Genomic DNA, 22,327 nt, shown 5'->3' with positions numbered 1-22,327 from the left:
CATTGGCCCGTAGGAGCAGCTTCAGCTGCGAAGCTTTTGCAAAGGTTCCTGCTGCTCCTACAGCCGTACAGCAGCCTGTTTCATAACAATAACCGTGAGCCCGGACCGTCATGAGCAGCCCTTTTTCCATCCCCAGCCACGCCCGCCGCATCGACCCGGCCCGACCACGGGCCGCCCTCAAAGCCGATGGTTCAGAGGACAATAACGATCGCGTCGAGATCGGCCCCACCCCGCTGGCCTTCGCCGAATGGGCCAGCCTGGGGCTGCCAGCCCCGCACCTGCCGAGCATGCGCCAATACCGCCTGCAACGGATTTGCGAACAACTGGTCAAGCGCGACCTGGGCGGCATCCTGCTGTTCGACCCGCTGAACATCCGCTACGCCACCGACACCACCAACATGCAGTTATGGACCACCCACAACCCGGCCCGCGCCTGTTTCGTCGCCGCCAGTGGCCATGTGGTGCTGTGGGATTTTCACGGCTGCGATCACCTGTCGGCGCACCTGCCGCTGGTCAGCGAGCTGCGCAGCGGCGCTTCGTTTTTCTACTTCGAGACCGGTGAACACACCGAACAGCACGCCCGCCGCTTCGCCGGGCAAGTCGATGAGCTGCTGCGCAGCCATGCTGGCAGCAATCGCCGGCTGGCGGTGGATCGCATCGAAGTGGCCGGGCTGCGCGCCCTTGATGCCCTTGGCGTGCAAGTGTGCAGTGGTCAGGAAGTCACCGAGTTCGCCCGTGCCATCAAAGGCCCGGACGAGATCCTCGCCATGCGCTGCGCGGTGGCCTCTTGCGAGGCCTCGATTGCCGAGATGCGCCTGGCGATGCGTGCTGGCGCCACCGAGAACGACGTTTGGGCCGCTCTGCATGCCGGCAATATCCGCCGTGGCGGTGAATGGATCGAAACGCGCATTCTCAGCTCCGGGCCGCGCACCAACCCCTGGTTTCAGGAATCGGGCCCGCGGGTACTGAGCGACGGTGATCTGCTGAGTTTCGACACCGACCTGATCGGCGTCTATGGCATGTGTGTCGACATGTCGCGCAGCTGGATTTGTGGCGACCTCGAACCGACCGCTGAACAAAAGCGCCTGTACCGTATCGCCCATGAGCACATCACCCGCAATATCGAGATGGTCAAACCCGGCGTGCGCTTTACCGAGCTGACCAGCCGCGGCCACCGCCTGCCTGAGAGCTGCCGTGCGCAGCGTTACGGGGTGATGTTCCACGGTGTCGGCCTGTGCGACGAGTACCCGTGCATCCGTTATCCGGAAGACCTGGAGTCCTACGGCTACGAAGGCGTGCTGGAGCCGGGGATGGCGCTGTGCGTGGAGGCGTATGTAGGGGAAGTCGGCGGACGTGACGGTATCAAGCTGGAGAACCAACTGCTGGTGACCGACACCGGTTATGAGCTGCTGACCCATTATCCGTTTGAGGACAGCTTTCTTTCAGACACTGGCACGCAACAATGCCCATCATGACCACGGCGATAGACAATGGCTGGTGCGAGACGATTGCAACGTCGGCAGCGCAGCACCGACCTGCAACGCACGCGGCCCAGCGAACCGCGAACATAGGCTTTCTGTTGCTGGACAATTTCTCCCTGCCCTGTTTCACCCAGGCGCTGGACGTGCTGACCACCGCGAACCTGATCCGCCCTGGTTCAGTCAAGGTCCATACGTTCGGCTACCGCAACAGCGAGGTCATGAGCGACTTGGCCATTCCAATCCGGCCCAACACGCCACTGACCGACATCCGCATCGCCGATCTCGACCTGATGATGGTCTGTGGCGGCCTGCGCACCCCGCGCCAGGTGCCGGACTGGCTGGTCAGCCTGCTGAAAAAGCTCGCCGGTTTTCCCATAACTCTGGGCGGGCTGTGGAACGGCGCCTGGTATCTGGGCCGGGCCGGGCTGCTCGATGGTTACCGGTGCGCGATTCACTCCGAACAGCGTACTGCCCTTTCGGAACGCTCGCCCAATGCCAATGTAAGCCTTGATAGCATGGTGTTCGACCGTGACCGCCTCACTGCCGCCACCCCGGCCGGTGCCTTCGAGGTGATGCGCAAGTGGCTGGCCAAGGCCTGCGAACCGGACCTGGCCGAGGCGGTGACCAGCCTGCTCGACTACGACCATAGCCGTTTTCAGCGCACCAGTGAGTCACCGCGCCGCAAGCTCTGCAAGCCGTTGCGCGAACTGATCACGCTGATGCAAGCCAACCTTGAAGAGCCGCTGGAGCCGGAGCAACTGGCGCACTATGCCGGCCTGTCGAAGCGCCAGATCCAGCGGCTGTTCCGCGAGCAACTGGGGACTTCGCCGCAAAAGTATTACCTGCAACTGCGACTGAACGAATCACGCCGGCTGATTCAGAACTCAACCTTTTCGATGCTCGAAGTGGCGATTGCCTGCGGCTTTGTGTCAGGCAGCCATTTCAGCAAGTGCTACAGCGACGTGTTCGGTTATCCGCCGTCGCGTGAAGTCCGGCATGAAGTCTGATTCGCCTCCACTCCCCCTGAACCCATCATCAAGGACACGCCAATGGCTGAACTGCTGAGCAAAGACCAATACAAGGCGCTGGCCGCTGAATTGAAATTCCCGACCCAGGCATTCATCAACGGTGAATTCCGCGATGCGCTGTCGGGCAATACCTTCGCCACCACTAACCCGGCCACTGGCGAGTTGCTGGCCAACATCGCCGCCGGTAACAGCGACGACGTCGATCTGGCGGTCAAAGCCGCTAAAGAGTCTTTCGCAGACGGTCGCTGGAGCAAGCTGGCGCCGGCGGCGCGCAAGCACATCCTGCTGGATTTTGCCCAACTGCTGGAAGACCACGCCCATGAACTGGCGGTGCTGGAAAGCCTGGACAGCGGCAAGCCGGTCAGCGAATGCCAGAACGTCGACGTGCCGGAGACCATCCACACCCTGCGCTGGCATGCCGAGCTGATCGACAAGATTTACGACTTCAGCGCCCCGACCGGCGCCGATGCGGTAACCACCGTGGTGCGTGAAGCCATCGGGGTGGTCGGTCTGGTGCTGCCGTGGAACTTCCCGCTGCTGATGCTGGCCTGGAAAATCGGCCCGTCGCTGGCCGCCGGTTGCTCGATCGTGGTCAAGCCGGCCAAGGAAACCACCCTGACCGCCCTGCGCGTTGCAGAACTGGCGCATCAGGCCGGCGTGCCGGCGGGCGTGTTCAATATCGTGCCTGGCGGCGGCCGCGAAGTCGGCGAGCCGATTGGCCGGCACATGGACATCGCGGCGGTGAGCTTCACCGGCTCGACCGACACCGGCCGGCTGTTCCTCAAGTACTCGGCCGAGTCGAACATCAAACGTGTGGTGCTGGAGCTGGGTGGCAAGAACCCGGCGGTGGTGATGAACGACGTCGAAGACCTCGACGAAGTGGCCCAGTACCTGGTGGCCGGTGCGTTCTGGAACATGGGCGAGAACTGCTCGGCCTCCTCGCGGCTGATCGTGCACAGCGACGTCAAAGACAAGCTGCTCGAGCGCATCAAGGTGCACGTGCGCGACTGGCAACTGGGCGACCCGCTGGACCCGGCCAACCGCCTGGGCGCAATGGTCAGCAAAGCGCATTTCGAGAAGGTTCGCTCGTACCTGGAACACGCCGTCGAGGCGCAACTTAAAGTGGTCGAAGGCGGCAACACCCGTGATGGCGTGTTCATCGAGCCGACCATTGTTGATGGCGTCAACGCCGGCGACAAACTGTTCGTCGAAGAGATCTTCGGCCCGGTGTTGAGCGTCACCACCTTCAACACCATTGATGAAGCCATTGCCCTGGCCAACGACACCGTTTACGGCCTGGCGGCCTCGGCCTACACCAGCAACCTGCGCAACGCGATCCGTCTATCCCGGGAGATTCGCGCCGGTATTGTGACTGTGAACTGCTTCGGTGAAGGCGACGCTTCGACGCCGTTCGGAGGCTACGGCGAGTCAGGCTTTGGCGGTCGCGACAAGTCGCAGTGGGCGCATGATCAGTACACCGAGCTTAAGACCATCTGGATCAATGCTCAGTAAATTTGTGGCCGCTTTGCTCACCGATCACGCGCAACGTGCGGATCGGTGGGAGCAACCGGCCGGCGCTCCGGTTGCTCGCGAAGGCGGCACATTCGCAATAGATGCTGTGGCTCTACGGGCCTCTTCGCGAGCAAGCTCGCTCCCACCTGGGGCATAAAGTGCTTGAGTGAACAGTATTCAGGTCAGCCCTTAGTCTGCTTGAGTATGTACTCGTAAATCGCTTTCGGCGTATCCAGAGTCTGTGCGTCTTCATCCGAGATGCTGATGCCAAACTCGCCAGACAGCGCCATCAGCAGGCTGATGATGTCGTACTCATCTGCACCCAGATTTTCCAGGGTGTGACCGTAACCGCCATAGCCGCGGCTGACCTCCTGCTCTGAAATGCCCAGTTGCTCGGCAATCATGACGTTGAGCTTGTTTCTGAGTGCTTCGTTGTCCATGATGCCCCTCATCCCAAATGTCGTAAGGCCATCAGACTGCCCAGCAGCCTGACACCTGTCAATCACCACGCTAGGGTTGCGCTAACATCAGACTCCGGCCGCCACCTGCATGGCGTCCACGCGGTTCACTTTTACGACAGCCCCCATGACACACCAATCGCCTTCCCTGCTGCTCAGGCTCACCAGAAAGCTGCCTTTTATCAGCGTACTTGTCACGGCACTTGCCGAGCGCAAGCGACTGGCAGACCCCGACAGTCTGCCAGACACCGCACCGCCGGTGGCCCAAGAGGCGCGGCCCGCGCCGACCAGCAAAACCACAACCGCCCGGCCCAAGGCCAGAAAAGCCAAGCCTGCCGCCCCGCCGCCCGATGCGAAGACACATGCCCCGGCCTGCCCGCATTGCCGCAAGACCATGGTCATGAAAGTGGCGCGTAGCGGCGCCAAGGCTGGCGACAACTTCTGGGGCTGTGCGGACTATCCGCAATGCAGGGGCATCAGGGCGATCTTTGCGCCGATGCCGGCGCAACCGGTACGCAGCAAACCGGCAAACAAACGCCAACGCTAGCCAGAACCGCCGCGTTCATTAGCCATACCCTGTGGCCGCTCATCAATAGATGTGCTGCACGATCCCGTCTGCCAGCTCGCCCCAGGCGCCGGCCACTGCGGTATTGGTCAGCACCACCAGGCTGCGCTGGGCCTGCGGGTCGACCCAATAGTGGCAACCATACAACCCGCACCAGCCCCAGCTACCCGCCCCTTGCGGCTGGCCGGCAGCCACAGGGTCAAGCAGCACCGCCGGCCCCAGGCCAAAGCCCCAGCCAGCGCCGCGACTGGTCATGGGCAGCTCGCCCAACGCGTTGGCGGTCAGTAACGCGCAACTGACCGGGCTGAGCAGCGGCGCACCGCCCAGGCGCAAGCACTCAAGCAAGCGCAGGTAATCATCGGCGGTGCCGACCAACCCGGCGCCGGCTGAGGCGTAAGCCTGGCGGTTGAACGCCCGGCGGGCACTGAGCAGTGCCACCCCGCCATCCAGCGGCAGACGATCATGATCGCTGATCGGTTGTGGCAGCGTCGGGGCGTCCTTGTAGGCGCGGGCCAGAGAGTCGCAGGCAGTAAAGCCGGTGCTGCGCATCTGCAATGGACCTGTGACATAGCGGTTGATCGCCTCAGCCAGATTCAGACCGCAGGCCACCTCGATGACCGCCCCCAGCACATCGGTGCCCAGCGAGTAGCGCCACGCCGTACCCGGCTCGAACAACAACGGCACCTGTGCCAGACGCCGCAGGTTGTCTTGCAGGCTGTGGCTTGGGTCATCCAGCCCGTCGGACACCCCGGCCCGTTGGTAGGCGTTGCCCGGCGCTAATTCAAAACCGTAGCCCAGCCCCGCAGTATGGCACAGCAACTGGCGCAGGGTTATCACTGCCTCGCGACCATCGGTGAGGCGTGGGCGAAAATACCCCAGCCAGTCACTGACAGGCCCGTTCAGGTCCAGTACGCCCGTTTCGCACAGATGCAGCACGGCGACCGAAGTCAGCAATTTGCTCAGCGACGCCAGGCGCATGGCGGTGTCGCGCTGCATGGGTCGTTGCGCCTCGCGGTCAGCCCAGCCACAAGCACTGGCATAGCGCAGTTCACCGGCCTCGGCCAGCAACAACACCCCACCGACAATCCGCCCGCTGTCGACCTGCCGCAGCCAGAAGTCATTGAGCTGCTGCACCCTCACATCCCCTGCACGGCATGGCTGAAAATCCGTTGATAGCCCTCGGCACTGTGACGCACCGGGTTGGTGTGCGAGCAGCCATCCTTGAAGGCCATCCGGCCGATCAATTCGGCATCACGCTCATCAATAGCCAATGCCGCCAGTGTGTGCGGGATGCCGCAGTCGTGGCGCAATTGCAGTAACCAGTCCATGACCCCATTGAAGCCCGGTTTGGGCAAACGCAGGTCATGGGCCAGCTCGTTCATGGGTTGATGCAGCGCCGCCTCGTTGGCCAGCAGCACATAGGGCAACACGATTGCGTTGAGCAGCCCGTGGTGATGGTCGTAGAGCGCGCCCAGCGACTGGGCAATGGCATGTACGCCACCCAGCCCGCGCTGAAACGCCGCTGCGCCGAGGCAGGAGGCGACCAGCATTTGCTCGCGGGCCTCAAGGTCCTGGCCGTCGCGCACCACCCGTGGCAGGTGCTGGCGGATCATCTGCAGGCCCTTGACCGCCACGGCTTCGGCCATCGGGTGCCAGACCGGCGAGCACCAGGCTTCGAAGCAGTGGGTCAGCGCGTCCATGCCGGTGGCGGCGGTCAGTGCCGGTGGCAGGCTGAGGGTCAGCCGGGCATCGAGAATCGCCACTTTGGGCATCATCCGCAGGTGCAGGATGGTGCGTTTGACCCGTGCCGCTTCGTCGGTGATGACCGCGGCGCGACCGACTTCCGAACCGGTGCCGGCGGTGGTCGGCACGGCAATCAGCGGCGCAATGCCGTCGGGGTCGGCACGCAGGTGGTTGGTGCCGATGTCTTCAAAATCCCACAGCGGGCGGTGCTGGCCGGACATCAGAGCCACGGCCTTGGCGGCGTCTAGTGCCGAGCCGCCACCGAAGGCGATCACCCCGTCGTGCTGGCCGGCTTTGTAGCGCTCAAGGCCTGCGGCGACGTTGCTGCCGGTGGGGTTGCCCTTGACCTGGTCGAACAGTACGCACTGGCCGAGTTCGCGGCGGCAGTCGTCTAGGGCTTGCTGGATCATCGGCTGGCTGCCCAGGTCGCGGTCGGTGATCAACAGCGGACGCTGGATGCCGGCGCTGCGGCAGGCGTCGGCAAGCTCACGGACGCGCCCGGCGCCGACGCGGATGGAGGTGGGGTAATGCCAGTTGCTGGTGTGCATGGTGCTCTCCTGCATCAGTAAAAGCCTTCGCGGCTAAAGCGGATCGCCGCCCGACCGCTCCTACGAGATATTCATTAACAATCAGAGATTTGGAGAGAATCAGAGCAACCCCACCAGCAAACGCAGGCCAAAACCGACCATGAACAGCCCGGTGATGATGTCGATGGCTTTTTTCATGCGCTGGTAGCGGGCCTGGATGGCCGGGATCGAGAACAGGGTGGCGAGCAGTACGAACCAAGAGATGGCCAACACCGCGATGATCGATACCCCGGCGCTGCGCACCCAGATGGGCAGGCCCGGTGCAGCGACGGTGGTGAACACGCTGGTATAGAACGCCAACGCCTTGGGGTTGGTCAGGTTGGTGAGCAGGCCGAAGCGGTAGGCGCGGCTCAGGCTGGCAATGCCCAGTGTGTTGATATCGCGAGGGGCCGGCGGGTTGCCGGCGCTGCGCAGGCTTTTGATTCCCAGCCAGCCCAGATAAACGCCGCCAAGCAGTTGCAGGGCCGGCTGCAGCCAAGGCAACTGCTGGAACATCAGGCCCAGGCCGGTGACGGCCAGCAGCGCCCAGATGATACTGCCCGAGGCCACGCCAAGACCGGCACAGATGCCTTGCTGGCGCGACTGGCTGCAGGACAATTGGGTGATGACCAGAAAATTCGGTCCCGGGCTGATGATCAGCACGATAAAGGCGCCGGCCAGCGCGGTGAGCAGGGTCAGTTCGTAGGGTATCGAGTACATGGGGTCGGTCCTTGTCAGTGAGAAAACGGGGTCAACAGGCCACGGCGCACGGCGAGGCCAATGCGCCCAGGCAGTCCTGCACCGCCCGGCGCGCCTGGAGCGGCGCCAGGCAATGCGGGTCGGGGGTCGGTACGTAGTGGTTGTAAAAGGTGCTGCCTTCCACCACTGGCCCCAGCAGCCATAGCCGCGAATGTGCGCAGCCATCAGCGCGGATGGCGCGGTGTTGGTCGTTGACCAACACGCCGTCGGCGGGAAACGCCTGAGCGGCTCGGATCAGGCCCTGACGTTGCAGGTCGCCGAGCAAACCGCTGGCATTGAGGCTCAGGCCGCTGTGGGCATTGCGTGCCCGAACGATGCAGTCCAGTTGCGCAGGCACCTGACCTGGGGCCAGCAGGTGCACCACGCCGGCGTCGAGCAACGCCAGCAGGTCTTCGTAGCGCTCTTGCTGCGGGCCGCCGACCAGACGGTTGGAGAGCCCGGCAAAACGGCGGTAAAAATCCACCCGTGAGTGCGCCAGCAGGCCGTCGTGGTCAACCGCCAGGCGCAGCAGGTCGCGGTAGTCACGCCAGACTTCCAGAGCCTGGGTCAGTGGGCTGGCGCGGCGGCCCAGGCGGCTGCGAATCAGGTCTTGCTCAAGCCAGCGGCGCAGCCACTGCGGGTAATCGTCGCCCGTCCACGGCTGCATCGGCATCCAGTGCAGCGGCTCGAAAGCCCCCCACTGCCGGGCCAGTTGCGCAAACAACTCATCGCGCTGCGCTGTCTCGCGCAAGGCCTGCTGGACTGCGGGCAACCCTTGCGGCTCGGCCAGGCTGACGCTGGCCTGATAGAACACCGCGCGCATTTCATCGGTGATCAACGGCAGCAGATCGCGGGCGAAGTCCAGCTGCGCGCAACCAGACTCTGCGCGCAGCCGTTCGATGGCCTCGGCGGTGAAGAACAGCCGTGGCCAGGGCTGGCACGGCGCGTCAAAACCGCTTGGCCGGGCATGAAACGGCAAGCCACTGCGTGAATACAGGTAGATTTGCGGCTCGCGGCCGCTGGGCAGGTAGCGCCAACCGGCCAGGCCGTTATCAGCCACGTAGCGGCCGCCACGGCCTTGGGTCAGTTCGGCGATGCAATCCATGGCGCTCAGGCCCAGGCCCTCGATCGCCACCCGTGCGCCGGGTTCGGCCGGCAGCGGCGTGGCCGGCGCATGGCCGCTGGTGATGAACAATCCGTGGTAGTGATGACAAGTGCCCTCTTGGGTGGTCAGTTGCCACCCCGAACCACCGGCCGCAGGCAGGGCACGGCTCACCCGCTGCGGGTAGTGACGCACCTGCAACTGTGCCGGGCAATGCCCCAGCAGCCAGCGGTAGCTGTCTTGCAAGTACAGCCCCAGCAAACGACGCGGCACGAAGTCAGCGAAGGCCAGCGGCCGGCCCTGCCCGCTGGGGTCGACATGGCCGCGGGCGTCGAGGCGCAGATCTCGCGCTTGGCACCACTGCAGGAAGCTCGGCCCCGGCGGTTGGGTGGCCGGGTGGGCGGTGCAGAACGCAGAGATCTGCCCGGCCATGGTGTTGAGCATCAGGTAATCGGGCTGGTCACTCAGGTGCAGGCCACTGCCCGGAGTACCGGGATCGAACAGGTCCAGTTGCAGCGGCAGATGCGGGTTGGCGCGGCTCAGGGCAATGAACTGCTCCAGCAGGCTCAGCCCGCGCGAGCCCATACCGACAATGGCGATTGTGTACATGGTCGTCACCAGCGATTGGATTCAAAGAAAAAGTTCGGCACCGGCAAGGCTCGGCCCTGCTCCAGCGCCCGGCGATACACGCGCCGGCCTACCGCCAGGTCCAGCACGCCGAGGCCAAATGGCGAGAAGATGGTCGGTTTGGCCGGATCAAGGCTGATCTGGCCGAGCATCAATTGCGCCAGGCTGCCGCTGATGAACGAGCGCTGCTGATAGTGCTCGACCGCCAGTTGCGGCGAGGTGCCGGCCTTCAGGCAGTGCTCGACGTCATCGAACAGGTTGTTGGCCTGGGCGATCACTGCTGGCCCCAGGTCACGCAGCGAGATATTCAGCACCACCTGACCGGCACGCAGCAGCGGCTCATGCACGTAAGGCGTCGGCGCGGTGGTGGCAAACACCAACAGGTCGGCGCTCAGACTGGCCGCCAGCTCGACCTGCTCGGCTTGCAGCCCGTGCTGTTCGGCCAGATGGCCGACCAAGGCCGCTGCCGACGGCGCATGCGGGTCATGCACCGTGATGCGTTGGAAGCGCCAGCCATCGGCAAGCAACAGGTCGACAATGCTGCGGGCAATAAACCCTGCGCCGACCAGCGCCAGATGGTCGGCTGTACGCCGCTGGCCATTGCTCCACCAGGCGCCCAGCACCGCCGAGGCCGCGGTGCGCATGGCGCTGATCCGTGAGGCTTCCAGGCAGGCATAGGCATAGCCGGTGTCGGGCCGGTTGAGCAGCAATACCGCCGAAGCCCGTTGCAGGCCGTTGTCGATATTGGCCGGGAAACTGGAAATCCACTTGATTCCGGTGACCGGCTGCTCACCCTCCAGGCTGGCCGGCAAGGCAATGATGCGGTTGGCCGGTTGCCTGGGAAAACGCAGAAAATAGCTGTCCGGGTTGATGCTGAGCCCGGCTTCGTGATCCAGATAGGCCTGGCGCACGTCATCGATACAGGCCAGCGGGTCAGCCGCCAGAATCTGCGCCACACATTGCCCGTCGAGCACATGAAAATCCGCCTGTGGGGTGGGCAACCAGGTGGTGCGTGCAGGCTCGCGTCCCAGGTCCGCCAGGGTCATCGCCAGCACCTCGCGACCAAAGCGCTGCTCAACCCACGTGTCGTCATACAGGGTGTCGAGGTAACGCTCGCCCCAGTCCGGCGACACCGCCACCACCACCGCCCCAGGTTCGATACGCTCGCGCCAGGCATGCACGGCGCTGATCACCGTGGCCGTCGAGCCGCCCACCAGCAGCCCGCGACTGCGCGCCAGCAGCCGAGCCATGACCACCGTGTGGGCCTCGGGGACCATTTCCAGCGCATGAATGCCTTCGGCGTCGAAGATCGGCGGGCGCTGGCTGGTGCCCAGACCTGGAATGAAACGCCGACTGGCCGGCGTGCCGAAGGTCACCGAACCGACGCTGTCGACGGCGATGATTCTGGTGCGCGGGCTGTGCTGACGAAAATACTCAACGCAGCCCATCAGGGTGCCGGTGGTCCCGGCCCCGACGAACAGATAATCGACCTGGGCAAAGTGTTCAGCGATGGCGCGGGCCGTGGTCCGGGCATGGGCCTTGGGGTTGGCGGCATTGGCGTATTGGTTAAGCCACAGGTAACGCGGGTCGCTGGCCTGCAACTGGCGGATCAACTCGATGCGCGTGCCGAGAAAGCCGCCGTTGGCATCGGGCAGTTCTACCTGCATGACCTCGGCGCCATAGCTGCGCATCAGGCGCAGGTTATGGCTGGCGGTGTTGGGGTCGACCACGCAGGTAAAGCGCAGGCCGCGGGCGGCGCAGAGCATGGCCAGTGCCACACCAAGGTTGCCGGATGACGACTCGATGAGGATCGAGTCGGGCTGGATCAGGCCCCGCGCCTGCAGGTCGTCGATCAACCCGCGGGCGGTCTTGAGCTTGATCGAACCGGCCGAGTTGAGCGATTCCATCTTCAGATGAAAGTCCGCGCCCAGGCCGCTGACTTTGAGGAAGGTCTGGTCATGAATGATGTCGCCGATGCTGTCATACATACCGGTCACTCGCTCAAGGCCAGGGTAGTTTTGCAGCCGGCAGCTGTGACCGGGCGGGTCGATGCCTGGTGCAAGGCGCTGGCTATCCGCCCGGCGCGCAGGGCCAGCATCGAGAACGACTGGCTGTCGCTGATGCCATGGCTGCGTTCGGACAAGCCGTTGCTCCATAGCTGCACGTCGCAGGCGCCCTGGGTGTGGATGCGGTAATCGCGATCGACCACCAGCGCGCCTTGCTCATCGGCGGCCAGCCATGGCTGCAGGCCGGCGAGCAGCGGCGGCACGCGGTACTGCTGATAGCCGGTGGCCAGGACGATGCCTTCCACCTCCAGTTGCCGGGTCTGCTGGCTGAAACGGTCGGTCAGGGTGACCTGATACGCATCACCACACAGCTGCACGCCAGTGACGTGCTGGTAGTGATGGGTGTGAAGCTGCTGACGACCGGCAACGGTGTCTTCGTAGATCAGCGAGAACAGCTTCTGGCTTTCATCCGGGTCGATGCCGGCGTAGTTGGTGGCGCGGCTATAGGCGAGAAACTGCTGGCGGGCGCCAGCGTCCAAGCTATGGAAGTAATCGACATGCTCGGGGCCGAAGACCCGGTTGGGGAATTGCCCCAATTGAGTGAGTTTGAAGCCGGCGGTGCGGTGCACCGAGTGAATCTCGACCTGCCGATCGCGGCCGATCAGTTCCAGCACCGACTCACTGGCGCTTTGCCCGGAGCCGAGCACCAGCCAGCGCTTGGGCCGCTCACTGGCGAAGGCTTGCATATGGCTGACAAAGCCTGAGGTATGAAACACCTTCGGCCCCAGCAGGGGCTGGAACAGTTCCGGTATGTACGCGGCGCTACCGCTGGAGAGCACCAGGTTGCGGGTTTCGAACGCGCCGTGCGCCGTCTCGACCCGCAGCTCACACAACCGACCATGACGAATCACCGGTAGCACCTCGTCAATACGCGTATCGAAGCAGGTGCGTGCATCGACCTGGCGTGAGACCCAGCCCAGGTAATCGGACCACTCATGACGGCTGGCCGGGCGCCCGAGCAGGCCGAAATCAAACAACCGACCCTTGTCCTTGAGGTACATGGCGAACGAGAAACGGCTGCGCGGGTTGCGCGGCGTCACTAGATCACGGAACACGTGGTGATTGATGTCGGTGCCGGCCAGCAACAGCTCAGGGTGCCATTGACTGTCGGCGGCTGCCTCGACAAAGCGCATGTCCACGCGGCCCAATGGCAGGCCCTGTTCGCGGGCATCTTCGAAAGCGCAGGCCAGGGCAATCCCGGCAGGGCCGAAACCGATGCACAGCGCATCGACGGTGGTGGTTGCAAGACTCATCAGGAATCTGTCCTTGATTGAATAGCGGGGTTAAAAGGTCGGGGTGACCGGTTGCAGGCCGTGCGGCCCGAGGTGCCAGAGCTGGGTGGTGGCATCGCGTATTTCGTTCTGCGAGAAAGCCAGCGGCCCCAGCGGGGTGGCCAACGCCTCGTTGCACAAGGCGTCGAGCAAGGCACGGCGACTCGGCCAGTGGCGCTGGGCGAGCGCGCCGATGCCATGCAGCAGGCGCAGGCTCTCGCGGTAATAGGTCTGCGCCGGGCTGGCGAACCACTGCCGGTGCTGGCGGGCCGCCGGGCAATCCTCGGGGCCTGGGTGAAAGCCGATGACCCAAGTGGCTTGCGGTTGGTCGCCAACCGGCTGGCCAGTGCCGAAAGACGGTGAAACGGCGTCATCGGTAAACATCAGCGGTCGGCTGCAACCGGCCCGGCGTCGAGCCTGCAGGTAGGCGCAGCTGGATTTCAGGCGCCCGGCAAACACCTCGGCGTCGGCTTGCTCGCGGTCGGTTACCGGTTGCAGACCATGGGCCAGCGCACTGTGCCGGATCGCCGCCGCCAGTGCCTGGCCGTGTGCGCTGTCATCAGCCTGCACATACAGGCGTTGCCACAAGCGGCTGATGGCCCAGGCCAACAGCTCGCCGGCCAGTTGCCGATCCGACGGGCAACCGCGCAGCACGGTGGGGAATCGGGTCAAGTCTTGCAGCGTAGCCGCCGGTGTCAGCAGCGCAATCTGGTGGCGGGCATACAGCGGCGCGGCGGCCAGCGCGGCGTCGGACGAAAAATGGCCCAGCACCAGATCGGCGCCCCACTCGACCATCTGTTGCGCCACCATGGCGGCCTGCCGGGGGTCGGCCCCGTCGTCGAGCCAGTGCCACTGCACGCCGGCCAGCCCCGGTATCAGGTTGCGGCCTGCTGCCAACGCGCGCAGAAAGGTCCGTGCATGGGGAGTGACAGCCGGGTCGAACACCGCGCTGATCCCGACTTTCATGGCGGTTGGCGTCATGACGGCATACCCCGTCGCGCGTCCAGCCCGGCCCAATGCGGGTCAACCGACCGCTGCCCGTCATGCAAGTAGCCTTGAATCTGCCGGGCGGCAAGGTCGGCAATACCCGGCGCGAATTTGAAGCCCACCCCGGACAGCCCACAAGCCACGTACAAACCGCGCGGCTCATCCACGAAGCCTAATAGTGGCCGGCCATCGGCGCTGTAGCTGTCAAAGCCCGGCACCACATCCAGCACCCTGACCCGCCCGCCGCCGGCCAGTTGGCTGACCCGTTGCCGGGCATCCTCGATATGCCGGGCATCCGGCCGCGCCAGTCGCTCCGGCAACAGCGCCCGGTCACGCAGCCCGCAACCGCTCTGCACGAGATGTGGCCCCAGCGGGATGGCATAACTGCCGCTGACCGCGTCGATCAACGGCAGCGGCCAGGCGGCCTCGGTCTGGACCCTGGCCAACGGAATCGCGCGGCTTTGCAGCGCCAGCTCCGGTAACAACCGATGCGTCCACGCGCCACTGGCCAGCACCACGGTCTGGCAATCCAGGCGCGCTTCTCCCAGTTGAATGTGGGCCGAACCATCGGCCTGCCAGTCGATGAGCTCGACCCGGCAATGCTCGATCAGCAGCCCGTCGCGGCGCACACGCTGGCACAACCGCGCGGTGGCACCGCGCACATCGCCGACGCAGGCATGCGGTTCGTAGAGCTCAGCGCGATCCGCACGTGCCGACCAGGGACCGAAACCCTGGACTCTGCGCAGCGGATACTCCGCGCTGGCGTAGCGCTCGATCGCTGCCTCCAGTGCACTCTCATGCGCGATATCGGCGCGATACAGCACGCCGCTACGCCGCAGCGCTCGGGTGTAGGTGTCGGCAAACGGCGCCTCAGCCATGACCCGTAGCGAATGCGCAGTCAGTTGCATCAACAGTGGGTCCGCGTCGTACAAACGCAGCAACCCGCCGGAACAGGCGCTGGCACCGAGGCTGGCGACGCTGCCCTGCTCCAGCAGCACCACGCTCAGGCCCAGGTGCAGCAAGCGGGCGGCGATACTCGCGCCGACAATGCCGGCACCGATCACCGCGGCTTGATAATCCATGTTCATGCGCTGGCCGCTCAGATCGAATAGTCAGGGGCCGGACCGCCGAACACGACAGCGTTCAGCCGTGCTTCGGGCAGTGCGTAGGCATTGACGATGTCGGCGGCGGTTTGCGGGACCAGCGCCTTGCCGAACACCGCAATCAGCGCGGCGAAGTGACTGACCGGGCGGCCCGCCTCCAGCCGCGTACGGGTAATCGCGATGGTGTCGAGTAGCACCTGAGCCATGCCACGGATCGAAAACTGCTTGAGCTCGGTGGCCTTGCACCATTGCAGGCGCAGCGCTTCGAGCAGCCCGGCATCGGCGCCGTTAAAGCCGTTCCAGCCGTGCTCACGCTGATCGGGACCGGCTTGCAGCAGCGCCGGGACAAAGTCCAGGAACACATCCTGGCGCCAGCGCTGAAAGTGCTGCAGGCGAAAGTCGCCTTCGCTCTGCTCCGGCGCAACGCTGGCGAGGTACAAGCGCACACTGTCGGCACAGGCCTGGCGCACCAGATCGCCGACCCAGATTGCGTGGTTGCGGCTGGTGGACAGGTTGAGCCCGTCGAGCTTGAGAAACTGGTTGGGCATGAAGTGCTGACGGACCCGCAACTCGTCATGCACCGCCAGTTGCACCGGGTAAACGATGCAATGGCTGAAGACACAGTCGAAGCCTAGAAAATTCACCAGCGTGCCCTGCCCCGAACGCCAGTACTGGTTGAACAGCTCCGGCTGGCCAATGCGCTCGGCATACTCGCGAAACGCCGCGATGTAGCCGGCCAGGCCCATGAACCAGGTGTGCACCCGGCATGAGCCGTCGGCGGCCAGGTCCAGCCCGGCGTCGTGGGGCCGGGTCACGCCCCAGTCGTGCAAGTGTTCAAGGGTGTCGCGCAGCCAGGCGTTGAGCGGCGCACGCCACTGTCGGCCCAGCAGGCTGTCACGCAGCGGCGCCTTGAAGTCGGCCAGTTTGAGAAACGCCCGGTGGGTGCTCCTGAACTGCGGCGCCTTGTGGCACAGCTTGCAGTAAAGCCCGCTCATCAGTACGGCATCCGGCGCCTGGGCACACTGCTCGCACTGACTGGGGTCCGAGTCATGGCCGCAGTAATTGCACAGGCCGCGGGCGAAGGCTTCATAGCCCCATTTGTCGCAGTCCGGGCAGTACGCCTCCTGGCTATCACGAAATTCGATGGCGCCGGCCTGTTGCAGCTTGGCAAATACCTCGCTGACCGCCTGCCTGAAAAACCGATTGTCATACGGACGCATCCAGTTATCCGGCTGGATATTCACTGCCGCCAGCGACGCCTCGATACGGTCGCTGTTGCGCCGCGCCAGTTCCACGGGGTCGACGCCCTGCTCCAGGCCCTTGCGCAGCATGTAGGACTGGTAGTCGTCGGAATAAGACAGCAGCACACAATCATGACCGCGCTGGCGCTGGACCCGAGTGAACACGTCGGCGCCCAGAAATGGGCCGGCGATATGGCCGATGTGCAGGTCGCCATTGGGCGTTGGCGGGGTGATGGTGACGATGAAGCGGCTCATGCCAGGCACCCGGTGGTGTCGTTGTGCTGGGCAAGGAAGTTGTTTACGTGATTCAGGTCCCACCAGATCACGTAGAAATGAAAGTCCTCGGCCGAGTCGTTGATTACGTAGTGGTGGGTGTGTTTCGGGATGGCCGCGATGTCACCCTTGCTGAACGGCATCTGCTGGTCACCGATCACCAGCCGGGCGCTGCCCTCGATGGCGATGAACAGCTCCTGATCGATTTGCGTGTGGGTTTGCGTAGTGGTGCCGGGGCGCACCACGCACCAGCCGCCGCCAAACGGCATCGGATAGCCTGCCCAGGGCAGCAACCGGCTGCCGTCCAGGCCGTATTCGTGCACGAGGGCGTCAAATCGGGTTTTCCGGTAAATGTCGAAGGTTTCCATGCGCTGACCCGCCTGTTTGAAGTGGGTCAAGCATGAAATTGCTGGCGCAAAGCCGCTATCGGATCGCCGGATAGCTCAGGGGCGACGCATCAATGAATTTGATTGATAGCCTTCGGTCGCCAGTACTGAACGCCATCGGTTTCGTTGATTCTGTGTATCGACAGCCACCATTTCCGGGAATCAGGGGGCCTCCTTAAAATGATGGCCATAGGCAAAGCGCATTCGCGACTTTGCAACCTGATAAGTGTGGAGATTGTCATGAAATACGTTCTGTTTGCCGCCCTGTCGCTGGCCAGCCTGATGGCCTCAGCCAATGACCAGACTGCTGCTGTCGAGCAGCCGGTTGTTCAGCAATATGGCTATGGCCAGAATCTGGATATCAAAAAAGTCGTGAGCATTGAGGCACCCGAGTCCGACCTGTGTGAGCCGGTGGTGGCGAGCATGGTTTACATGGACAGCCAGGGCGTGGAGCATGAGTTGCACTACAAACGGTTGAGTGAGACCTGCTCGTCGCATGGTTGAGGCAGGTGCAGTCTTTCTTTGCGCGAGCAACCCGAGCGCCGGTTGCTGGTGAAGACGGCGGCACATTCACAGCAGATGTAGAGTTTTTACTGGCCCTTTCGCGAGCAAGCTCGCCCCCACAGGGCGGCAACAAGACAGTGAAACGTATCTAAACCGCCTCAACTGATCGGCATGACCACGTAGCGTGGGGCTTAAGGTTCTGCGTTGATCGTTGCCGCCTGGTCAGCCGTTTACGCCCGAAGCAGCCAACGTTTGATCAATCTCGCCGAGCTTGGGCAGATAGATACCCAATGCTCGTCAGAAAAACCCTGGTATCCCGGTTGGAGCGCAGCCGAACGACGCGACATGTTGAGGGTGCAGTCGCCACGAGTTGCTGCATCTTCATCCGCGCTGTTTTTTTCGTACGCCACATGAACCCGAAAAACTCTGGCAGCTTCGCCAACAGGTCAGGGCAGTTCTCCGGCAAGTCGGGACGAGACCGGCCGCGCTGGAGCAGCGTTCTTAGCAGCACGCGCCAGAATCGAAGCGTCGCCGAGCGATCAATCCATATCAATAGATCGGCGCGGGCTATCCGATTTTCCCAAGTAGCTGAATGGCCCCCTTCGAATATCCAGCGCTCACGGGCCTCGACCTCATGACAAAGCCGGGTCTTCTGGTCCGGGCTTCGTTCAACCCACCCGGGCTGCCAGTGGATAGTGTCTATATGAACGACAGGCAAGCCTGTGAGCAGGCCGAGCTTACGCGCCAACGTGCTTTTGCCCGATCCAGGCTGGCCAATAATCATCACCCGCTGCATCGAAGCTCCCTCTCGCAGTACACGCCGTTTTTCCGGGGCGGCGATTTTACGTCAACGCCCAACCCGGTCAACCAGCGGCCAGCCAAGCACTAGTCGCGTCTGTACGCTCAACCTCAATAGCCATCCCGACGAGGCCACGCGGCAACCAGGGTAATCAGCAACAACCCCAGCATCGCCGGGGCAAAGCTGCCGGTGCCCACCCGCTCAAGCAACAGCCCGGCAGGCAAGGCTTCGGTAAGGATGGTGATAAACCCGGCCAGGGCCAGCAGCGAACCGAGCGGCAGTCGGTCGGCAGCTTGGGTATTGCTGGTAGCAGCGGTAGATGACGTCATATCGGGCGTGCCTGGGTCAGATCGAAGACGGGCGGTTATCTTCACTGCCCTGTCGGCACGGGACAATTACGCTGGAGTTCCTGACATAGCGGACACATTTTCGCCAGTAGTTCTGCTAGCGGGCAGTTTGCCAAGCCAGCTCAAGACTTGTGAAAACAGCCGACCTAGAGCCTTCTGTGGGTCCGTTACAGGACTGAAAGTCGCGCCCGCAGCGGCTTGCGGCGCCAAACAATGCGTAACGATAGTCACTATTGATAATAGCGATGATGCTTTCGCGCGTGAGGATGCTACCGTGCGCCCCGATGATTTACGGCCCGTCGCCAGCTCCGGCGGCGGGCGCGTGCTCCATTCATCATCCTTTGGTTAGATCTGTTCGGCCACCTCACCTTGAGTGCGGTGGTCTTTTTTTGCCTGCAAAAAAGCAGACTACAGCTCCAGATGATCCACCACCCGCCGCCGCTCGTTATCGCTGCGCATGTCGTAACTGGCGGTGGTCGCGATGTGGGTGTGGTGGGCGAGTTTCTGGGCGATGGACAGGTCGAACTCTTCGATGACCCGGGTGATGAACGAGCGCCGGAAGTCGTGGGGCATGATGTTCACGCCCACCTGCCGACCGCGCTGGCGGGCGATGAAGTAAATGGCGTGCTTGGTGATGCGCTCGCGGGTGATGTGGCTGCCACGGCGGATGCGGTTGAACAGAAAGGCGTCGTCTGCCTGGCCGGCCGGCAGTTGCTCGCGGCGCAGTGCCAGCCAGCCTTGCAGCGCCTCGAAGGCCCAGGCCGGGGCGTACTTGATCAGTTGCTTGTTGCCTTTGCCTTGCACGCGCAGGCAACGCTGCTCAAAGTCCACCTGGTTGAGGTCGATGTTCACCGACTCTGACTTGCGCATCCCCGAGCCATACAGAATGGCGATGATTGCCGCATCGCGCCGACCTTGCGGGCGCGGGTCGGCGGCGCAGACGTCCATCAACTCGCGAATCAGATTACGGCGGATGTTGCTGCCGCGGCTCAGGCGGCTGCCGGCCATGGGTTTGACCGAGCGGATTTTCAGCAACTGATCATGGCTGATCAAGTCCTGGCGCCAGGCCTCGTTCATCACCCCGCGAATGGCATTGACGTATAGCGAGGTGGTATTGGGCGCGTAGTCATCGTCACGCAGGGTCGCTACCAGGGCGGTGATGTGCCCTGGCTGCAAGGTGTGCCAGGGCACTTCGAAGATGTCGGCGTCGGTCAGCCCCAGCCGGTCAGCAGCGTCCTGCAGCACGTAGCGCATGGTTTGCCGGCTCGACGGAGCCAGGCGTGCCATGTACAGACGCAGCGGATTGCTGATGTCAGGCAGCGCAAGGGAGGTAGCAGGCTGGTCGGTCACGGCTGAAGTCTTCTTTTATTTCACAATGGTTTTCTGGTGGATGTCGCTCACCTGCAAGGTCACGGAAGCTGCTTTGCCTGCATTCGTTGGCAAGCCAACGCTCGTCAAACAAGGCCACAACCTTTTGATTTGCAAGGAGTACACCGTAGGAGCGGCTTCAGCCGCGAAGGCTTCCCGGCCGAAGCCGGTCCTACGGGGTTCCGTGTTTGCTGCGCGACAGCGCGGCGCCGAGGCGGCGGGCGATCGCCCACTGGAAAAGGGTTTAGCACTTTCAACGATTCACATCGACCACCACCCGACCACGCACTTCACCAGCGATCAGCCGCGGCGCCAGGTCGATGACTTCGCTCAGGCCCACTTCATGACTGATCAGCGGCAGCAGCGTCGGGTCCAGGTCGCGGGCCAGCCGTGACCAGGCTTCGATCCGGTCTTGTTTGGGGCGATTGACGCTGTCGATACCGGCCAGGGTGACGCCGCGCAAGATGAACGGTGCGACGCTGCCGGGAAAATCCATGCCTTGGGCCAGACCACATGCCGCGACGATGCCGCGATAACGCGTCGCGGCGCAGGCGTTGACCAGAGTATGGCTGCCCAACGAGTCGACCACCGCCGCCCAGCGCTCTTTGAGCAGCGGCCGCCCCGGCTGATTGAGTTCGTTGCGGTCGATGATCGCGGCGGCGCCCAGTTGCTGGAGGTAGTCGCTTTCTTGCGGCCGCCCTGTGGAGGCCACCACCTGATAGCCCAGCCGGGCCAGCAGCGCCACCGCGAAACTGCCCACGCCACCGTTGGCGCCGGTGACCAGCACTTCACCATCGGCGGGTTTAACGCCGTGTTTCTCCAAGGCAATCACACTGAGCATCGCGGTATAGCCGGCGGTACCGATCGCCATCGCCTGAGCGCAGGTAAAGGCCTCAGGCAATGCAATCAGCCAGTCACCCTTGAGCCGCGCACGCTGAGCCAGACCGCCCCAATGGCTTTCACCGACGCCCCAGCCATTGAGCAGCACCTTGTCGCCCGGCTTGAAGTCCGGGCTGTCGCTGGCAATCACGCTACCGGCAAGGTCTACACCCGGCACCATCGGGAAACGCTTGATGATCGGGCTGCTGCCGGTCAGGGCCAGGGCGTCTTTATAGTTCAGGGTGCTATGGGAGACCTGCAGCGTCACATCCCCCTCAGGCAACGCCTGCTCATGCAGCTCGCGGAGGCTGACGTGGTAGCCGGTGTCATCCTTGTCGATCAGGATGCCTTTGAATGATTCATCTGCCATGTCGCCTCCGAATTAGACCGAACGTTTTAAATACGTCGAAGGGTCACTGCGGCAAGCCGCGCAGGAACCCGGCAATGAAGGTGTTCAAGGGTGCGTCGCCTTTTACCAGCCGGGCGCGCAGTACCGCACCTTCCCAGCCGATCCAGAAAAACGCCGCCAGCTCGTCGCAATTGGCACTGCGCGGCAACTCACCGGCCGTTTGTGCACTGCGCAGGCACGTCGCAAGGCGAGCCTGCCAATCCAGTTGAATCTGCTCCAGCAGCGGCCGGAAGCTCTCGGGCAGCACGCTGATTTCCTGACCGAGGTTACCGACCATGCAGCCTCGCCGGTAATCGTGACGCGCCATGCCGGCCTTGGCGGCCTGGACAAAACTGACCAGCCGCTCCAAGGGTGACAAGGCATCGTTGAGCAAGTGCTGATCGAGCAGGTGGGCGAAATAGTCGGCGTAGTGTTCAAGCACCACGAGGACAAACGCTTCCTTGCTGGGGAAGTAGTTATAGAAAGAGCCCTTGGGAATGGCAACCTGCTTGAGCAGAAAGTCCAGCCCCGTGGCGGTAAAGCCCTGCTCGGTGAGCACCTCAAGACCGCGACGGATCAAGACCTCGCGGGTTTCGAGGTTATCGCGATCGAGCTTGGGCGGACGCCCCGGACGCCGGGGCTTGATGATGGGTTCGTTCATGAGAATAGATATTAGACTGAGCGTTTTAAAAGTCAATCAGGTTGTTTCGAGAGCATTTGCTGAGCTGTCACTTTGAAATCAGCACTTCCCTGCCTATGAGTTATCGCTATATATTTCTGCTTATAGCGAAAACCCTGAACTGATTCGAGCCACACCCACACTACTTTTTGCCGGAGCTGTTTGATGAGTGCATTTGCGTTGCGCGTCGCGTTCAAGTCCCTTGCTGTGGCCGCT

General features: G+C 63.3%; 21 protein-coding genes. 5 read left to right on the top strand and 16 right to left on the bottom strand.

What is annotated here, in order from left to right:
• The first annotated feature begins 110 nt into the window (after window positions 1-110).
• Genes dddP through NJC40_RS18960 form a run of 3 tightly spaced genes read left to right on the top strand, consistent with a single transcriptional unit; the run spans window position 111 to window position 4,021 of the window.
• Window positions 111-1,475, top strand: a complete 1,365-nt coding sequence (gene dddP, locus NJC40_RS18970; RefSeq protein WP_253143005.1) for a dimethylsulfonioproprionate lyase DddP — start codon at window positions 111-113, stop codon at window positions 1,473-1,475.
• Window positions 1,463-2,488: a GlxA family transcriptional regulator gene (locus NJC40_RS18965; RefSeq protein ID WP_257107533.1), complete on the top strand. Its 1,026-nt coding sequence runs from the start codon at window positions 1,463-1,465 to the stop codon at window positions 2,486-2,488. Before dddP ends, NJC40_RS18965 begins: the two co-directional genes overlap by 13 nt.
• Window positions 2,489-2,530: 42 nt before the next feature.
• Entirely contained in the window at window positions 2,531-4,021 is a 1,491-nt protein-coding gene (locus NJC40_RS18960) for an aldehyde dehydrogenase (RefSeq protein ID WP_492180375.1), read from the top strand.
• Between the two features lie 182 nt (window positions 4,022-4,203).
• On the opposite strand, the gene NJC40_RS18955 is transcribed toward NJC40_RS18960, so the two are convergent.
• The gene (locus NJC40_RS18955) at window positions 4,204-4,461 is read right to left on the bottom strand and encodes an acyl carrier protein (RefSeq protein WP_045490707.1); all 258 of its coding nucleotides are present in this window, start codon (window positions 4,459-4,461) and stop codon (window positions 4,204-4,206) included.
• A gap of 145 nt (window positions 4,462-4,606) precedes the next feature.
• Between NJC40_RS18955 and NJC40_RS18950 the strand changes: the two genes are divergently transcribed.
• Window positions 4,607-5,026 (top strand): topoisomerase, encoded by a 420-nt coding sequence (locus tag NJC40_RS18950; protein ID WP_253139563.1) that lies wholly within the window; start codon window positions 4,607-4,609, stop codon window positions 5,024-5,026.
• A 42-nt stretch (window positions 5,027-5,068) separates the two neighbouring features.
• Here NJC40_RS18950 and NJC40_RS18945 read toward each other — a convergent pair whose 3' ends face one another.
• The 10 genes from NJC40_RS18945 to NJC40_RS18900 all read right to left on the bottom strand — a co-directional run bounded on the left by NJC40_RS18945 (window position 5,069) and on the right by NJC40_RS18900 (window position 17,129).
• The gene (locus NJC40_RS18945; protein ID WP_253139564.1) at window positions 5,069-6,178 is read right to left on the bottom strand and encodes a serine hydrolase domain-containing protein; all 1,110 of its coding nucleotides are present in this window, start codon (window positions 6,176-6,178) and stop codon (window positions 5,069-5,071) included.
• Window positions 6,179-6,180: 2 nt separating this feature from the next.
• Window positions 6,181-7,335, bottom strand: coding sequence for an iron-containing alcohol dehydrogenase (locus NJC40_RS18940; RefSeq protein WP_253139567.1), 1,155 nt, complete (start codon window positions 7,333-7,335; stop codon window positions 6,181-6,183).
• 99 nt (window positions 7,336-7,434) lie between these two features.
• On the bottom strand, window positions 7,435-8,073 hold the full coding sequence (locus NJC40_RS18935) for a LysE family transporter (protein ID WP_253139568.1): 639 nt from the start codon (window positions 8,071-8,073) through the stop codon (window positions 7,435-7,437).
• A 31-nt stretch (window positions 8,074-8,104) separates the two neighbouring features.
• Window positions 8,105-9,802, bottom strand: a complete 1,698-nt coding sequence (locus NJC40_RS18930) for an FAD/NAD(P)-binding protein (protein WP_253139570.1) — start codon at window positions 9,800-9,802, stop codon at window positions 8,105-8,107.
• 5 nt (window positions 9,803-9,807) lie between these two features.
• A complete protein-coding gene (gene sbnA / locus NJC40_RS18925) occupies window positions 9,808-11,808 on the bottom strand; it encodes a 2,3-diaminopropionate biosynthesis protein SbnA (RefSeq protein WP_253139572.1) in 2,001 nt (666 codons plus the stop codon).
• 5 nt (window positions 11,809-11,813) lie between these two features.
• Entirely contained in the window at window positions 11,814-13,139 is a 1,326-nt protein-coding gene (locus tag NJC40_RS18920; protein WP_253139574.1) for a SidA/IucD/PvdA family monooxygenase, read from the bottom strand.
• A 30-nt stretch (window positions 13,140-13,169) separates the two neighbouring features.
• The gene (locus NJC40_RS18915) at window positions 13,170-14,138 is read right to left on the bottom strand and encodes an ABC transporter substrate-binding protein (RefSeq protein WP_253139576.1); all 969 of its coding nucleotides are present in this window, start codon (window positions 14,136-14,138) and stop codon (window positions 13,170-13,172) included.
• A complete protein-coding gene (locus tag NJC40_RS18910; protein WP_492180372.1) occupies window positions 14,135-15,232 on the bottom strand; it encodes an NAD(P)/FAD-dependent oxidoreductase in 1,098 nt (365 codons plus the stop codon). Before NJC40_RS18910 ends, NJC40_RS18915 begins: the two co-directional genes overlap by 4 nt.
• Window positions 15,233-15,243: 11 nt before the next feature.
• Window positions 15,244-16,743: a methionine--tRNA ligase gene (locus NJC40_RS18905; RefSeq protein WP_253139580.1), complete on the bottom strand. Its 1,500-nt coding sequence runs from the start codon at window positions 16,741-16,743 to the stop codon at window positions 15,244-15,246.
• Window positions 16,740-17,129: a cupin domain-containing protein gene (locus NJC40_RS18900; protein WP_253117168.1), complete on the bottom strand. Its 390-nt coding sequence runs from the start codon at window positions 17,127-17,129 to the stop codon at window positions 16,740-16,742. Before NJC40_RS18900 ends, NJC40_RS18905 begins: the two co-directional genes overlap by 4 nt.
• Before the next feature lie 258 nt (window positions 17,130-17,387).
• Here NJC40_RS18900 and NJC40_RS18895 point away from each other — a divergent pair, with 258 nt between their 5' ends.
• Entirely contained in the window at window positions 17,388-17,651 is a 264-nt protein-coding gene (locus NJC40_RS18895; protein ID WP_045490686.1) for a DUF2790 domain-containing protein, read from the top strand.
• A gap of 256 nt (window positions 17,652-17,907) precedes the next feature.
• On the opposite strand, the gene NJC40_RS18890 is transcribed toward NJC40_RS18895, so the two are convergent.
• The 5 genes from NJC40_RS18890 to acuR all read right to left on the bottom strand — a co-directional run bounded on the left by NJC40_RS18890 (window position 17,908) and on the right by acuR (window position 22,093).
• Window positions 17,908-18,447, bottom strand: a complete 540-nt coding sequence (locus NJC40_RS18890) for a P-loop NTPase family protein (protein WP_253139582.1) — start codon at window positions 18,445-18,447, stop codon at window positions 17,908-17,910.
• 113 nt (window positions 18,448-18,560) lie between these two features.
• Entirely contained in the window at window positions 18,561-18,779 is a 219-nt protein-coding gene (locus NJC40_RS18885; protein WP_253139583.1) for a hypothetical protein, read from the bottom strand.
• Between the two features lie 426 nt (window positions 18,780-19,205).
• Window positions 19,206-20,084, bottom strand: coding sequence for a site-specific integrase (locus NJC40_RS18880; RefSeq protein WP_084710255.1), 879 nt, complete (start codon window positions 20,082-20,084; stop codon window positions 19,206-19,208).
• A gap of 334 nt (window positions 20,085-20,418) precedes the next feature.
• The gene (acuI, locus tag NJC40_RS18875; protein ID WP_253139585.1) at window positions 20,419-21,414 is read right to left on the bottom strand and encodes an acrylyl-CoA reductase (NADPH); all 996 of its coding nucleotides are present in this window, start codon (window positions 21,412-21,414) and stop codon (window positions 20,419-20,421) included.
• Window positions 21,415-21,457: 43 nt separating this feature from the next.
• On the bottom strand, window positions 21,458-22,093 hold the full coding sequence (gene acuR, locus NJC40_RS18870) for an acrylate utilization transcriptional regulator AcuR (protein WP_045490658.1): 636 nt from the start codon (window positions 22,091-22,093) through the stop codon (window positions 21,458-21,460).
• Window positions 22,094-22,327: the final 234 nt, after the last annotated feature.

It is taken from the genome of Pseudomonas sp. 21LCFQ02 (assembly GCF_024129895.2).
GTDB lineage: Bacteria > Pseudomonadota > Gammaproteobacteria > Pseudomonadales > Pseudomonadaceae > Aquipseudomonas.
This window is presented reverse-complemented; position numbering and strand designations above follow the sequence as displayed.